Annotated in this window: 12 protein-coding genes; 11 read left to right on the top strand and 1 reads right to left on the bottom strand. The window is 70.8% G+C overall.

Annotation, left to right across the window (positions count from 1 at the left end; translation table 11 throughout):
• Positions 1 to 172 precede the first annotated feature (172 nt).
• Complete coding sequence (locus tag ASE56_RS17605) at positions 173 to 1,120, bottom strand: hypothetical protein (RefSeq protein ID WP_235556887.1); 948 nt, start codon at positions 1,118 to 1,120, stop codon at positions 173 to 175.
• 18 nt (positions 1,121 to 1,138) lie between these two features.
• Between ASE56_RS17605 and ASE56_RS01105 the strand changes: the two genes are divergently transcribed.
• From ASE56_RS01105 to ASE56_RS01060, 11 genes are all read left to right on the top strand, one after another.
• The gene (locus tag ASE56_RS01105) at positions 1,139 to 1,891 is read left to right on the top strand and encodes a hypothetical protein (RefSeq protein WP_235556886.1); all 753 of its coding nucleotides are present in this window, start codon (positions 1,139 to 1,141) and stop codon (positions 1,889 to 1,891) included.
• A complete protein-coding gene (locus tag ASE56_RS01100) occupies positions 1,888 to 2,925 on the top strand; it encodes an HAD-IIA family hydrolase (protein ID WP_056224200.1) in 1,038 nt (345 codons plus the stop codon). Before ASE56_RS01105 ends, ASE56_RS01100 begins: the two co-directional genes overlap by 4 nt.
• A 19-nt stretch (positions 2,926 to 2,944) precedes the next feature.
• A complete protein-coding gene (locus ASE56_RS17295) occupies positions 2,945 to 3,103 on the top strand; it encodes a hypothetical protein (protein WP_164481584.1) in 159 nt (52 codons plus the stop codon).
• The gene (locus ASE56_RS01095; RefSeq protein ID WP_056224197.1) at positions 3,100 to 3,900 is read left to right on the top strand and encodes a TlyA family RNA methyltransferase; all 801 of its coding nucleotides are present in this window, start codon (positions 3,100 to 3,102) and stop codon (positions 3,898 to 3,900) included. Before ASE56_RS17295 ends, ASE56_RS01095 begins: the two co-directional genes overlap by 4 nt.
• Positions 3,897 to 4,817 (top strand): NAD kinase, encoded by a 921-nt coding sequence (locus ASE56_RS01090; RefSeq protein ID WP_056224195.1) that lies wholly within the window; start codon positions 3,897 to 3,899, stop codon positions 4,815 to 4,817. The genes ASE56_RS01095 and ASE56_RS01090 overlap by 4 nt, the downstream gene beginning before the upstream one ends.
• Entirely contained in the window at positions 4,814 to 6,508 is a 1,695-nt protein-coding gene (recN, locus tag ASE56_RS01085; RefSeq protein ID WP_056224193.1) for a DNA repair protein RecN, read from the top strand. Before ASE56_RS01090 ends, recN begins: the two co-directional genes overlap by 4 nt.
• Positions 6,505 to 9,318 carry a DUF2207 domain-containing protein gene (locus tag ASE56_RS01080; protein ID WP_056224191.1) on the top strand — a complete coding sequence of 938 codons (2,814 nt, stop codon included), beginning with the start codon at positions 6,505 to 6,507 and terminating at the stop codon, positions 9,316 to 9,318. The genes recN and ASE56_RS01080 overlap by 4 nt, the downstream gene beginning before the upstream one ends.
• Before the next feature lie 72 nt (positions 9,319 to 9,390).
• Positions 9,391 to 11,088, top strand: coding sequence for a CTP synthase (locus ASE56_RS01075; protein ID WP_056224189.1), 1,698 nt, complete (start codon positions 9,391 to 9,393; stop codon positions 11,086 to 11,088).
• A 1-nt stretch (position 11,089) separates the two neighbouring features.
• Positions 11,090 to 11,668, top strand: a complete 579-nt coding sequence (locus tag ASE56_RS01070) for an NUDIX hydrolase (RefSeq protein WP_056224188.1) — start codon at positions 11,090 to 11,092, stop codon at positions 11,666 to 11,668.
• A 1-nt stretch (position 11,669) separates the two neighbouring features.
• Positions 11,670 to 12,599 carry a site-specific tyrosine recombinase XerD gene (xerD, locus tag ASE56_RS01065; protein WP_056224185.1) on the top strand — a complete coding sequence of 310 codons (930 nt, stop codon included), beginning with the start codon at positions 11,670 to 11,672 and terminating at the stop codon, positions 12,597 to 12,599.
• Positions 12,600 to 12,779: 180 nt separating this feature from the next.
• Positions 12,780 to 14,420, top strand: coding sequence for an ABC-F family ATP-binding cassette domain-containing protein (locus ASE56_RS01060; protein ID WP_056224183.1), 1,641 nt, complete (start codon positions 12,780 to 12,782; stop codon positions 14,418 to 14,420).
• The last annotated feature ends 22 nt before the right edge of the window (positions 14,421 to 14,442 follow it).

The raw sequence follows: 14,442 nt of genomic DNA, 5'->3' as shown, positions 1-14,442 counted from the left end.
GACTTCTTTTAGTCGAAATGGCCACCCAAAGTTGGGTGGCCATTTCGCATTTACGGGCACAATCCCCGGAAGGACAGTCATGTCGTCGGATGACGCGAACGATCGCAAGAGCAACGAAGGGCGCTCGGGCGACCGCGCATCCGGGCGCGGACAGTCTTCTCGAGGCAATGATTCATCGCCTCGCAGCGATCGTCCTTACCGCCGCGACGGGCAGGCCGGGGGGCAGCGCCGCGACGGTGACCGTCCGTTCCGTCGTGATGGTGACCGTCCCGTTCGTCGTGATGGTGACCGTCCTGTTCGTCGTGATGGTGACCGTCCCTTCCGTCAGGACGGTGACCGTCCGTTCCGTCGTGATGGTGACCGTCCTGTTCGTCGTGATGGTGACCGTCCCGTTCGTCGTGATGGTGACCGTCCCGTTCGTCGTGATGGTGAGCGCCCGGTTCGTCGTGATGGTGATCGTCCGTTCCGTCAGGACGGCGACCGTCCGTTCCGTCGTGACGGCGAACGCCCCGCCCAGCGCGATGGTGATCGTCCGTTCCGTCGTGAGGGGGATCGTCCTGTTCGTCGTGATGGTGACCGTCCTGTTCGTCGTGACGGTGACCGTCCCTTCCGCCGGGATGCTGATCGTCCTGTTCAGCGTGATGGTGATCGTCCGTTCCGTCGCGACGGGGATCGTCCTGTTCGTCGAGAGGGGGATCGTCCGTTCCGCCGTGACAGTGATCGTCCCGTTCAGCGCGAGGGGGAGCGTCCGTTCCGTCGTGACGGGGACCGTCCGGTTCGTCGTGATGGTGACCGTCCCGTTCGTCGCGACGGCGATCGTCCGGTTCGCCGTGACGGTGACCGTCCGTTCCGTCGGGACGGGGACCGCCCCGTGCGCCGAGACGGTGATTCCCGCGGCTTCGGGGGCGGTGACCGACGTCCGAGTGGCGACCGCCGGCCGGGCGCGGGAGCGCCGCGTCGATTCGATCGCGAGGACTCCCGTGCCACGCGCCCGCCGCAGGATCGTCGCGAGCGTGGCCCGGAGATCCCCGAGGACGTCACTGCCTTCGACCTTCCTGGCGCAGCCCGCAACGAGTTGAAGACGCTCAGCAAGGACAACGCCGACAACGTCGCCCGTCACCTTGCGATGGCTGCTCGCATGATCGACGAAGACCCCCAGCTGGCGCACGAACACGCGCTGGCGGCGTCCCGGAGCGCCGGCCGGGTCGGGGTCGTCCGCGAGACCGTCGCCATCACGGCATACGCCGTCGGCGACTTCGCCCTGGCCCTCCGCGAACTCCGGACGCACCGCCGGATCACCGGGTCCGACGAGCAGCTTCCGCTCATCGTCGACAGTGAGCGCGGGGTCGGACGTCCCGATCGCGCCCTCGAGGAGGGGCGCGCGGTCGACCGCTCGAGCCTGTCCGTTCCGGTACGTGTACAGCTGGCGATCGCCATGTCGGGAGCGCGCCTCGACCTGGGGCAGACGGACCGTGCTCTGCAGGAGCTCGAGATCCCCGAGGCCGACCCGGACCGCGCGTTCGAATGGAGCCCGGCCCTCTTCTCCGCGCGCGCAGCGGTTCTCGAAGAACTCGGACGGTCCGATGAAGCCGCCGAGTGGGAGCGTCGAGCCGAGATCGCGGCCGACGCCCTGGACGCCGCCGCAGGCGTCGCCGATCGCGAGGTCATCGTCGTCGAAGAGATCGAACTCATCGATGACGAGGGTGGTGTGGACGTGGCATCCGGAGTCATCCCCCTCGAAGGAAACGACGTGGCGGTCGAGTCGGCTGACGACGCTGCGAGCGAACCGCACGACGAAGACGTGACCGAGGGTGACGTGGACGATCGTGCCGACGGCATCGAGCCCGCCGAGACGGTTGTCGAAGCGGACGTCGAGGAAGACGGGCGATGATTTTCGGCCGGAGCACTCCGCCGCCGACACCGCTCGCCGGCGTCGACGTCGTCCTGGCGGACCTCGACGGGGTGGTCTATGCCGGCCCCGGTGCTCTGCCGCACGCGGTCGACAGCCTGAACCGCGCCCAGCAGGAGGGGCGTCGTCTCGGGTACATCACGAACAACGCGTCGCGGACCGACGCGTCGGTCGCCGAGCACCTCACCTCCCTCGGGCTGCGTGTGGCGGCGGACGACGTCACCACCAGTCCGCAAGCGGCGATGCGTCTGATGCGCGACCTGGTGCCCGCGGGTTCCACCCTGCTGGTCATCGGCGGCGAGGGTCTCGTCGTCGAGGTCGAGAAGGCCGGCTTCGTCGTCACGCGCAGCGCCGATGACAACCCGGCGGCCGTCGTCCAGGGCTTCGCTCCCGAGGTCGGGTGGGTCCACCTCGCCGAGGCCGCGTACGCACTCGCGACGCCTGTGGAGGAGGGGGGGATCCCCTGGGTCGCCACCAACTCCGACTGGACGATCCCGCAGGCCCGCGGCATCGCTCCGGGTAACGGCACGCTCGTGTCGGCCGTGCACACGGCCGTCGGGCGGTTGGCCACCATCGCAGGCAAGCCCGAACGGCCCATCTTCGATGTCGCCGTCGCCCGCACCGGCGCGCAGTCGCCGCTGTTCATCGGTGATCGCCTCGACACCGACATCCAGGGTGCGCGCACGGCCGAGATGCGCTCCCTGCTGGTGCTCACCGGCATCGACCGACCGAAGCAAGTGCTCGCGGCACCGCCCTCGCAGCGCCCCGACTACATCGTCGAAGACCTCCGTCAGCTCTTCGAGCCGTACCCCACGACGGTCGTCAAGGGCGACCGCACCCGTGTGGGTGATGCGATCGTCGAGATCGACGGCGTCGATCTCCGGATCGTCAACGACGGAGGGCGGCAGATCGACCTTCTGCGTGCCGGCTCGGCGGCCATCTGGAACAGTGGTCGTGCCATCTTCGGCTTCCGGGTTCCGGAGCAGCTCTACGCGGACCCGTTCCGCGTGCGCTGACGTCGGTAGCATGGCATCCATGTCCGACAGCTCCGCCCCGGACGCCGGGCTCATCGATCGGCTGCGTCTCATCGAGGAGCAGCCCCTCGACACCCGCGCGGACGCTTACGCCGCCGTGCACGAGGAGTTGGCTCGACGACTCGAGTCGGCGCCGATCGATCCGACCGCAGCGTCGTGAGCCCGCGCCTCGATGCCGAGCTCGCCGCCCGCGGGCTGGCGCGTTCCCGCTCGCACGCGGCTCAACTGATCTCCGGCGGGCTCGTGACGGTCGACGGCCGCCCCGTCGTCAAAGCATCGACGCCCGTGGAGACGGACAGCGTGCTCGACGTCGCGGGGGCCGACCACTACGTCAGCCGCGGCGCGCACAAGCTGCTGGCCGCGCTCGATGCCTTCGGGGTCGACGTGAGCGATCGGGTCGCCCTCGATCTCGGAGCGTCCACCGGCGGCTTCACACAGGTCCTTCGCGAGCGCGGCGCGCGCCCGGTCATGGCCGTCGACGTGGGGCACGGTCAGTTATCCACCGTCGTGGGGGCGGACCCCGACGTGGTGTCGGTCGAGGGGTATAACGTGCGGTTCATGACCGCCGACTCCCTCGCGGGCGCCACGGGTATCGCCGAGCGTCCCACCGTGGTGACCGGAGACCTGTCGTTCATCTCGCTGGAGCACGTGTTGCCCGCCGTCGTGGCCACGGCGGCCCCCGAGGCGGATGTCATCCTCCTCATCAAGCCGCAGTTCGAGGTCGGCCGCACAGCGGTGAAGGGCGGGCTGGTCACCGACCCCGCCCTGCGATCCGACGCCGTGCACGGCGTGCTCTGGGCAGCGTGGGACGCGGGTCTCAGGACCTCCGGGCTCATCGCGTCGCCCATCGTCGGAACGCACGGGAACCAGGAGTACGTCGCGTGGTTCTCGGCCACTCGGGGCAGCGACCCCTCAGAATGGGAGAGCACCGTGACCCGACTGACCGGAAGCCGATGACCCCCAGCGATCGCCGAATCCTCCTCGTCGTGCACGCGCGCCGAGATGACACCGTCCACGCCGCCGAGCGCATCCTGACCGCCGTGCGGTCGGCCGGTGCCACCCCGGTGGTGTCCGCGGAGGACCGGCCCGAGCTCGCGGAGCGTCTGTCGCTCGAGGGCGTCCAGACCCTCGGGGTCGACGTCGGCATCGACGACATCGAGCTCGCCATCGTGCTCGGCGGCGACGGCACCATCCTGCGCGCGGCCGAAGTCGTGCGGGGTGGGACCGTCCCGATCCTCGGGATCAACATGGGCCACGTCGGATTCCTCGCCGAGATCGAACGCGACGACATGGACGACGCCGTGCGTCGGGTCATCGACCGCGACTACGTCGTCGAGGAGCGACTCGCCCTCGCGGTGCGCGTGTTGAACGCCGACGATGAGGTCATCTTCGAGACCTGGGCACTGAACGAGGCCACCGTCGAGAAGGCGAGCCGCGAGCGGATGCTCGAAGTGGTGATGGAGGTCGACGGCCGTCCGCTTTCATCGTTCGGCTGCGACGGGATCGTCGTGGCGTCTCCGACCGGTTCGACGGCCTACAACTTCTCCGCCGGAGGGCCGGTGATCTGGCCGACGGTCGAGGCCATCGCCGTCGTCCCCCTCTCGGCGCACGCCCTTTTCGCACGTCCGCTGGTGGTGAGTCCCGAGGCGATGGTCGCCGTCGAGGTACTCGAGCGCACGAGCGGCAGCGGCATCCTGTGGTGCGACGGCCGACGCTCGCACGAGCTGCCCCCGGGCGCTCGCGTGATGGTGCGTCGTTCGTCGCGGCCCGTCCGCCTCGCCCGCCTGCACCCTGCCGCGTTCACCGACCGGCTCGTTCGGAAGTTCCGCCTCCCGGTCACGGGATGGCGCGGGATGCCGGGAGGTGCGGCGTGATCGAAGAGATGCGGCTGCGCGACCTCGGCGTGATCGCGGACGCTACCCTGCCGATCGGGCGCGGTTTCACGGCCATCACCGGCGAGACCGGGGCGGGCAAGACCATGGTCGTGACCGGGCTCGGGCTGCTGCTCGGTCAGCGCGCCGACTCCGGCGCGGTGCGCAAGGGCGCGACCCAGGCTGCCGTCGAGGGCGTGTGGCTCGTCCCCGAAGAGGGGGTCGTCTCCGCGCGAGTGCGGGAGGCCGGAGGCGATGTCGAGCCCGTCGGGGACGGTTCGGCCGAGCTCTATCTCGGACGCACCGTCTCGAGCGAAGGACGCGGGCGCGCCACCGTGGGCGGACGCACCGCTCCGGCGGGTGTCCTGGCTGATCTCGCCGACGACCTCGTCGTCGTGCACGGACAGTCCGACCAACTCCGCCTCAAGTCGTCGGGAGCGCAGCGCGATGCCCTCGATCGCTTCGGCGGGGAGCCGGTCGTCGCTGCCCGCACCGCCTATCGCGCGGCGTGGGACGCCTGGCGTGCTCTGGATGCCGAACTGACCACCCTGACCGCTGATCGTGACGACCGCGCCCGCGAGGCCGAGCAGCTGCGCGCCGCGATCGCCGAGATCGAGGCCGCAGCGCCGATCGTCGGCGAGGAAGAGGAGCTGGCGCGCCGCGCCGAGCGTCTCGCCAACGCCGAGGATCTGCGAGTCGCCGCCGTGACGGCCCACGCCGCCCTGTCGAACGAAGACGGCTCACCCGATGTCGTGACGCTGCTGGCCGAAGCCCGCCGGGCCCTCGAGCGGATCTCGGGCAGCGACGAGGCACTCGCCGCCATCGGCGAGGTGATCGCCGACCTCGGGTATCGCGCGACCGACGCCTCCGTCGCGCTGTCGGGCTACCTCGCAGACCTCGACGAATCCGGCCCGCACGAGCTGGCCGCGGTCGATGAACGCCGCGGAGTGCTCGCCGGACTCGCCCGCACGCACGGAACGGTCGAGGCGGCGATCTCGTTGCTCGAGACGGGCTCGGCTCGTCTCGTCGAATTGGATGACGACGGCGACCGCCTCGAGCGACTCGAGGCGCAGCGCGACGCCGCGGCCTCCGAGCTGGATGCGGCCGCGGAAGCGCTCACCGCTGCGCGACGCGAGGCCGCCGAGAGACTGGGCGCCGCGGTCACCGAGGAGCTCCATGCGCTCGCCCTTCCCGACGCCCGGTTGAGCGTCGACGTGGCCCCCGCCTCGCCCGCCGGTCACGGACGCGATGAGGTCTCGATCCTGCTCGCCCCGCACCCGGGCGCCGATCCCCGCCCCGTGTCGCGCGGGGCGTCCGGGGGCGAGCTGAGTCGCGTCATGCTCGCCATCGAGGTCGTCATCGCCGGCGTCGACCCGGTGCCCACCTTCGTGTTCGACGAGGTCGACGCCGGAATCGGGGGAGCCGCGGCGATCGAGGTCGGTCGTCGGCTCGCTCGTCTCGCGGAATCGTCCCAGGTGATCGCCGTCACGCACCTCGCGCAGGTGGCGGCCTTCGCGGGAAACCACCTGACGGTCGTCAAGGGCAACGACGGTGCGGTCACGGCATCCAGTGTCCGCCGTCTCGACGGGGCCGAGCGCGAAGCCGAGATGGCCCGCTTGCTGTCGGGACTCACCGACTCGGAAGCGGCGTTGACGCACGCCCGTGAACTGCTGGAGACCGGCCGATCCCGATGACCGACGACTCCGACGACGAGCTCTCAGCGCCGCCGGAAGCGACGCTGATCGACCCCCCGCGGCACACGCCGCTGTGGGCGTTCCTCTCCCGGCTGCTGCTGCGTCTCGAGGCGTGGCTGCGGTCGCACGGGGGGACACGTCTGCGTGCCGGCATCCGCGTGTTCTGGGCGGCGGTCGCCGCCGTCGGCGTGGTGCTCCTCGTCGGCCCGGTGATCAACGCGCCCCTCACCTTCGACGACATCACCTCGTCGGCGAAGGAGGCCACGAGCACCTGGATCGCGAAGGACTTCTCGGCGGAGTACGACCTGCAGCGTCACGACGACGGGCGACTCGTCGTCGCGGTGACGGAGAGGTTCACCGCGGTCTTTCCGGACGACGTCGACGAGAACTCGATCGAACGCGTCCTCGCGTCGCAGTACGAGGGACACGATCTCGCTCCCGCGCTGCGCGAGGCGCGGCTCGACGATCGCCCCGTCGACGCACGGGTGGAGACGACGCCGACCCGCACGACCTACGTCATCGGGGGAGTGGACAGACTCACCGGGTCGCATCTCGTCGAAGTGCGCTACGACCTGCGCGACCTCGCTTACGACGACCGCGACACCTCGTCGGACCAGGTGCCCCAGGTGCTGCAGTGGGACGTCTTCGGGCCCGAGTGGCCGCACGGGGTCTCGTCGAGTTCGTTGCGCGTCGTCGTGCCCCGCGACCTCGAGGGGGCTTTCGCGCGCCAGCCCTCGGCGGGACTGTCGTGGCTTCTCGTGGGCGGTTCCACCACGATGGAGCCCGAGGACGCGGCATCCGATCCGCTCGTGTATGAGATCACGAACGACCAGAACATCCCTCCCCACGGATCGTTCTGGTTCGCGTTCCGGTTCGATCCGGGTACGTTCGCGATGCCGGGGCCGTCTCCGTTGTTCTTCATCCAGGCGTACGGGCCCTTCGTGCCGCTGTTGCTCTTGGCGGCCGGCGTGCTCTTCGCCTTCGCCGCGCGGGCGGTGGCCTGGGCCGACGCGCGGGGGCGCGCGTGGTTCGTGCCGGAGTCGCAGCCGCGCCGCGGCAGCTCGGTGGCGCTGGACGCACGCCTGTGGGGAGCGCGCCGCACGGCGGTACTCGCCGAGGCCCTCGACGCGTGGCGTCGAGATCCGAAGGACCCCCGGCTGACCCGTCGTCTCGCGCGCGCCGCCCATCGAGCGGGGCGGTGGGGGGATCTGCTCCCGGCTCTGCGGTCGTTCCGATTCTCGCCCGCGTGGAGGGCGCAGTTCGAACGTGGTCTCCGCACGGTGCCGCGCGGGTTCGTCCGGGACGCCTTCCTCGGCGGAGCGTTCGCGCTCGCCGTCCTCCAGCTCGGCCTGACGCGACAACTCTCGCATCAGCGCGCGCTGACGATCGAGTGGTGGCCCGTGGCTGCCGCGGCGGCCTCCGTCGCCCTCGCCGGCGTGATCCTCGCGGTGGCGCTGAGCGCACGCCCACTGACGCGCGAGGGAGCCCTCGCGCGTGAGCACCTGCTCGGTCAGCGGCAGTATCTCGAGCTGACGAGCGCCGCCGAGCGCACGCCGCTGCGATCGGCGGATCTGCCCTACGTCGTGATCTTCTCGCACCCGCGCGCGGCAGGTCGTCTGCTCCGAGGCCTGACCGAGCGCGAAGGGATCGATCGACGGGTGGGTGCCGATCCGACGTTCCTGGGGGGCGGACGACTCGCCGTCCGTGCGTGCGCGCTGGGTCTCGTCGCCGGCGCCATCGCCCTTGCGTTCCTCACGACGGCATCCACCACCGCCGCTCCCGACCAGGCCGCGGTTCTCGACGGGATCGCGGGCAGCAGCGGTCTCGCCGTGACGGACGCCGACATCGCCGCCACCCTCCGTCGCGATGGCGACGGAGCGGGCCGGGTGGAGGTCGTCGAGACCTTGAAGACCGAGGTCGAGGCGAATCGCCGGGTGATCCCCCAGGTCACGCGCGTGTGGCGGGACGTCGTCGACGGGCACGATCAGGGGCTGACCGTCGAGTCGATCACCGTCGACGGCAAGACGGCTCCGTTCCTGCAGACCCGGCGTCTCGATCACGCCGTCGTCCAGACGCGCCTGACCGATGACTGGACCGGGGCACACGTCGTCGAGATCCGGTACGAGATGGCGCACCCGATCGCCCGGGACGCATCGGGGGAGCGGATGGCCTGGACCGCCCTCATGCCGGGGTGGTCGTGGTCGTGGCGGACCGTCGACGCGGAGACGGAGCACGTGCGGATCGCGTTGACCCTCGCGGACGGACGGGGAGAAGACCTCGAAGAGGGGTCCGGATGGATGGATGCCACCCCCTCCCGCCCGGACGCGGCGCCCGAGCCACTGGGCGACGACGCCGTGCAGAGCGGGTCCGAGACCGTCATCGCGTTCGACGCCAGGGCGAGCGACGAGTATTCGCCGGACAGCCGGTGGCCGTCCTCGTCGAAGTACGCGGGGCTCGACCTGCGATTCGCCTCGGGGACGTTCTCATCGGCGACGCCTCCGAGCATCGGGCACACCCTGTGGGCGGCGCTTCCCTGGGTCATCGGGCCGATCCTCGGAGCGGGGGCCGTCGTCCTGGGCCTGGTGGGCATGAGCGCGCGCGACCGGGTCGGTGTGCGGCGCGACCTCGCGCGGTGGTTGCCGCCGAGCCTGGTCATCGCTCAGGTCGTGCTCGTCGGCTGGGCGGCCGGCGACGCGGCGATCGAGGACGCGATCCTTCCCGTCGTGCTGATCCCCGTGGTGCTCTCGGTGGTCGTCGCGGTGGTCGCCTTCGTCCGCACCCGAAGACTCGCCATCGTCACGCGAACGTGACGCGGATGTCGGAGGGGGGTGCCAGACTCGGAGGCGAACCCCCACACGCGACTGATAGGATCGAAGCCCGTGATGCAGACTTCGGACGCGGGACATTCAGACGGCACGACTTTCACGACGAAGCACATCTTCGTCACCGGAGGCGTGGTCTCCTCACTGGGGAAGGGCCTGACGGCGGCTAGCCTCGGCAACCTCCTCACGGCTCGCGGACTTCGCGTCGTCATGCAGAAGCTCGACCCGTACCTGAACGTCGACCCCGGGACGATGAACCCGTTCCAGCACGGCGAGGTCTTCGTGACCGACGACGGAGCCGAGACCGATCTCGACATCGGCCACTACGAGCGATTCCTCGACATCGAGCTCAGCCAGGCGGCCAACGTCACCACGGGCCAGATCTACTCGCAGGTCATCGCGCGCGAGCGCCGCGGCGAATACCTCGGCGACACGGTGCAGGTCATCCCGCACATCACCGACGAGATCAAGCGCCGCATGCGCCTGCAGGCCAGCGAGCAGCCGCAGCCCGACGTCATCATCACCGAGATCGGCGGAACCGTCGGCGACATCGAGTCGCAGCCCTTCATCGAGTCGGCGCGTCAGATCCGCCACGAGCTCGGCCGCAAGAACGTCTTCTTCGTGCACGTCTCGCTCGTGCCCTTCATGGGCGCTTCGGGCGAGCAGAAGACCAAGCCCACGCAGCACTCCGTTGCCACGCTGCGCTCGATCGGCATCCAGCCCGACGCCCTCGTTCTGCGCAGCGACCGCCCCGTCACCGAGTCGAACAAGCGCAAGATCGCGCTGATGTGCGATGTCGACGAAGACGCGGTCGTCAACGCGATCGACGTGCCGAGCATCTACGACATCCCCTCGATGCTGAACGACCAGGGTCTCGACGGCTACATCGTCGACGCCCTCGACCTCGACAAGGCGAGCGACGTCGACTGGTCGCGGTGGCAGCGCGTGCTCCAGGCCGTGCACAACCCCAAGCACGAGGTCACGATCGGACTCGTCGGCAAGTACATCGACCTGCCCGACGCGTACCTCTCGGTCACCGAGGCCATCAAGGCCGGCGGCTTCGGCCAAGAGACGCACGTCAAGATCACGTGGATCCCCTCCGACCTGTGCGAGACGCCCGAAGGCGCGGCGAAGGCCCTCGGCGCGGTCGATGGCATCATCGTCCCCGGTGGTTTCGGCATCCGCGGCATCGAGGGCAAGCTCGGTGCGCTGCGGTTCGCACGCGAGCAGGGCATCCCCACGCTCGGCATCTGCCTCGGCCTGCAGTGCATGGTCATCGAGTACGCGCGCACCGTCGCCGGCCTCGAGGGCGCGTCGTCGAGCGAGTTCGACCCCGACACCGCGCACCCGGTGGTGGCGACGATGGCCGAGCAGGTCGACATCCTCGAGAGCGGCGACCTCGGCGGCACGATGCGCCTGGGCCTGTACCCCGCCGCGCTCGCGGAGGGCTCGCTCGCGGCCGACCTGTACGGCTCGAACAGCATCTCCGAGCGCCACCGTCACCGCTACGAGGTCAACAACGCCTACCGTCAGCAGCTGAGCGACGCGGGCCTGGTGTTCTCGGGGCTGAACCCCGACCTCGACCTCGTCGAGTTCGTCGAGCTGCCGCGCGACGTGCACCCGTACTACATCGCCACGCAGGCGCACCCCGAGCTGCGCTCGCGCCCGACCGAGCCGCACCCGCTGTTCCGCGGTCTCGTCGGCGCGGCCCTCGAGCGTCACCGCTCGAGCGAGCTCTTCGACGTCGAGGAGGACTGACGTGGAAGAGCTGCGCGACGAGAAGGTCGACCTCGAGATCGTCTCGACCGACCTGGTCTACGAGGGCGCGGTCTGGGACGTGCGCTCCGACACCGTGCGCTACGGCGACGGCGAGATGACCCGCCAGTACGTCGAGCACCCGGGAGCCGCGGCGGTCGTCGCGATCGACGACGACGAGCGCGTCGTGCTCATCCAGCAGTACCGCCACCCCATCAAGGAGCGCGACTGGGAGATCCCCGCCGGGCTGCTCGACGTCGCGGGCGAGCCGCCGATCGAGACCGCCAAGCGCGAGCTGACCGAAGAGGCCGATCTCGCCGCCGACCGCTGGCAGCACCTGGTGTCGATGCACACGACCCCCGGCGGCAACGACGAGGTCGTGCACCTCTTCCTCGCGCGTGGTCTACGCACGGTCGAGACCGATTTCGAGCGCGAGCACGAGGAGTCCGACATGCGCCTCGAGCGCGTGCCGCTGGCCGAGGTCATCGACGGCGTGCTCGCGGGACGCCTGCGCAACGGCATCCTGGCCACCGGCGCCCTGGCGGCGGCCGAGGTGCTGCGCCGCGAGGCCTCCGCGCACTGACGTGGAGCTCGAGCGCGCGGTCGAGACCTACCTCCGGCACGTTGCGCTCGAGCGCGGCCTCTCGGACCACACCGTGGCCGCGTATCGCCGCGACCTGTCCGTCTACACGGACTGGTTGGGCGAGCGTGGCATCGGCGAGGTCGAAGCGGTGACACCCGCTCTGATCGCGGACTTCGCGGCCGAGCGGGCCTCGGCCGAGCCACCGCCCGCCTCGTCGTCGCTGGCGCGGCTGCAGTCGTCGGTGCGGGGGCTGCACCGCTTCCTCGTGCGGGAGGGACGCGTGGATGCCGACCCCAGCGGCCGACTGCGCCCGCCCAAGGCTCCGCGCCGCCTGCCGAAGGCCCTCACGATCGCTCAGGTCGATCAGCTGCTGGATGCCGCGGGTCCCGCGCCCGGTTCGGCCGACGCCTCCGCCGCGGAGCCGGCGGCCGTGCGCGACCGCGCTCTGCTCGAGCTGCTGTACGCCACGGGTGCCCGCGTGTCGGAGATCGTGCAGCTCGACGTCGACGACACCGCCCACGGCGACCTGCTGCGCGTGCGCGGCAAAGGCGACAAGGAGCGGATCGTGCCCGTCGGTTCCTACGCCCGCGCGGCCGTCGAGGCCTACCTCACGCGCGTGCGACCCGCGCTCGCCGCGAAGGGGCGGGCGACACCGCGGCTCTTCCTCGGCGTGCGCGGGGCGCCGCTGTCGCGCCAGAGCGCCTGGTTGATCATCCAGGCCGCCGCCGTCAAGGCGGGGCTCACCGCCCACGTCTCACCGCACACGCTGCGGCACTCGTTCGCGACCCACCTGCTGCAGGGCGGAGCGGACGTGCGCGTCGTCCAGGAACTGCTCGGACACGCCTCGGTGTCGACGACGCAGATCTACACCCACGTGTCGGTCGACGCGCTGCGCGACGTGTACGCGACCTCGCACCCGCGGGCGCGGTGACGCGACGGCATCCGGTGCCTTCGGCGGGCTCAGGGACCCGGGCGGCGCGGGCCGGCGTCCGGTCTCGTCGACGGGCTCGGGGACCTGCATGGGCGGGCGCCTGAGGGAGTGGCATCCGGGGTCTTCGAGGCGTCGAAGGCGGAGGCGTGAACAGCGCGGCGGCCCTGAGACACTAGAGGGATGACCGCCACCCTCGTCGCGCAGGGCCTCGCCGGGGGCCACGGACACCGCACGCTCTTCGACGGCGTCGACCTCACCGTCGCGCCGGGAGACGTGATCGGCGTGGTCGGGGCGAACGGAGCGGGCAAGTCCACGCTGCTGCGTCTGCTCGCCGGCGTCGACGAGCCGCAGGGTGGATCGATCAGCCTCGCGCCCAGCGACGCCTTCGTCGGCTGGCTCCCGCAGGAGCACGAGCGCGTCGCGGGAGAGACCGTCGCGCAGTACATCGCCCGCCGCACCGGGTGCGCGGAGGCGACGCGGGAGATGGATGCCACGGCGGCGGCGCTCGGCGATGCGTCGGTCATGGGGGCGGACGACGCCTACGCCACGGCCCTCGAGCGGTGGCTCGCCAGCGGCGCCGCCGACCTCGACGAGCGGATGCCGATCGTGCTCGCCGACCTGGGTCTGGAGGTGGGACCGGATGCCGAGATGACGGGTCTCTCCGGAGGCCAGGCGGCGCGCGTGGGGTTGGCGGCCCTGCTGCTGTCGCGCTTCGACATCGCGCTTCTCGACGAGCCGACCAACGACCTCGACCTCGACGGGCTCGAGCGACTCGAGACCTTCGTGAAAGGGCTCCGCGGCGGTGTCGTGCTGGTCAGCCACGACCGGGAGTTCCTCGCCCGCTCGGTGACCCGCGTGCTCGAGCTCGACCTCGCGCAGAACTCCCACCGTGTCTACGGCGGTGGGTACGACGCCTACCTCGAGGAGCGCGCGACCCTGCGCCGCCAGGCGCGTGAGAAGTACGAGGAATACGCCGACACGAAGGCCGACCTGGTCTCGCGTGCTCGGACGCAGCGCGAGTGGTCGAGCCAGGGCGTGCGCAACGCCATGAAGAAGTCGCCCGACAACGACAAGATCCGCCGCAAGGCCGCGACGGAATCGAGCGAGAAGCAGGCGCAGAAGGTGCGTCAGATGGAGAGCCGCATCGCCCGCCTCGACGAGGTCGAGGAGCCGCGCAAGGAGTGGCAACTCGAATTCACGATCGGATCGGCGCCGCGCTCGAGCTCGGTCGTGTCGACGCTGTCGGGGGCGGTCTTCCGCCAGGGCGACTTCACCCTCGGGCCGGTGTCGCTGCAGGTCAACGCGGGCGAGCGCGTCGGCATCACCGGGCCGAACGGCGCCGGCAAGTCGACCCTGCTGCGCGGCATCCTCGGCCGTCAGAGCCCTGACGAGGGATCGGCATCGCGGGGCTCGAGCGTCGCGATCGGCGAGATCGACCAGGCGCGGTCCCTGCTGGTCGGCGAGCGCCCGCTGGCCGAGACGTTCGAGGGCTTCGTGCCGGAGATGAACGCCGGTGAGGTGCGGACGCTGCTGGCGAAGTTCGGACTCAAGGCCGATCACGTCACCCGCCCGGTCGATGAGCTCTCGCCGGGCGAGCGCACGCGCGCGGGACTCGCCCTGCTGCAGGCGCGGGGCGTCAACGTCCTCGTGCTCGACGAGCCGACGAACCACCTCGACCTGCCGGCGATCGAGCAGCTCGAGCAAGCGCTCGAGTCGTACACCGGCACGCTGCTGCTCGTCACGCACGACCGGCGGATGCTCGCCGCGGTGCAGACGGACCGCCGCTGGCGCGTGGAAGCCGGGGTCGTGACCGAGCTCTAGGCGAGCGGCGCGGGGCGCACCC

Origin of the sequence: Microbacterium sp. Leaf203 (assembly GCF_001421275.1) — a bacterium.
In the GTDB taxonomy this organism is placed as follows: domain Bacteria; phylum Actinomycetota; class Actinomycetes; order Actinomycetales; family Microbacteriaceae; genus Microbacterium; species Microbacterium testaceum_A.
This window is presented reverse-complemented; position numbering and strand designations above follow the sequence as displayed.

What these genes read in the sequence shown, in the direction of transcription:
- ASE56_RS01060 (WP_056224183.1), top strand. Translation starts at nt 12,780, where the DNA reads ATGACCGCCACCCTCGTCGCGCAGGGCCTCGCCGGGGGCCACGGACAC.
- ASE56_RS01080 (WP_056224191.1), top strand. Translation starts at nt 6,505, where the DNA reads ATGACCGACGACTCCGACGACGAGCTCTCAGCGCCGCCGGAAGCGACG.
- ASE56_RS01100 (WP_056224200.1), top strand. Translation starts at nt 1,888, where the DNA reads ATGATTTTCGGCCGGAGCACTCCGCCGCCGACACCGCTCGCCGGCGTC.
- ASE56_RS01090 (WP_056224195.1), top strand. Translation starts at nt 3,897, where the DNA reads ATGACCCCCAGCGATCGCCGAATCCTCCTCGTCGTGCACGCGCGCCGA.
- ASE56_RS17295 (WP_164481584.1), top strand. Translation starts at nt 2,945, where the DNA reads ATGTCCGACAGCTCCGCCCCGGACGCCGGGCTCATCGATCGGCTGCGT.
- ASE56_RS01105 (WP_235556886.1), top strand. Translation starts at nt 1,139, where the DNA reads ATGATCGACGAAGACCCCCAGCTGGCGCACGAACACGCGCTGGCGGCG.
- ASE56_RS01075 (WP_056224189.1), top strand. Translation starts at nt 9,391, where the DNA reads ATGCAGACTTCGGACGCGGGACATTCAGACGGCACGACTTTCACGACG.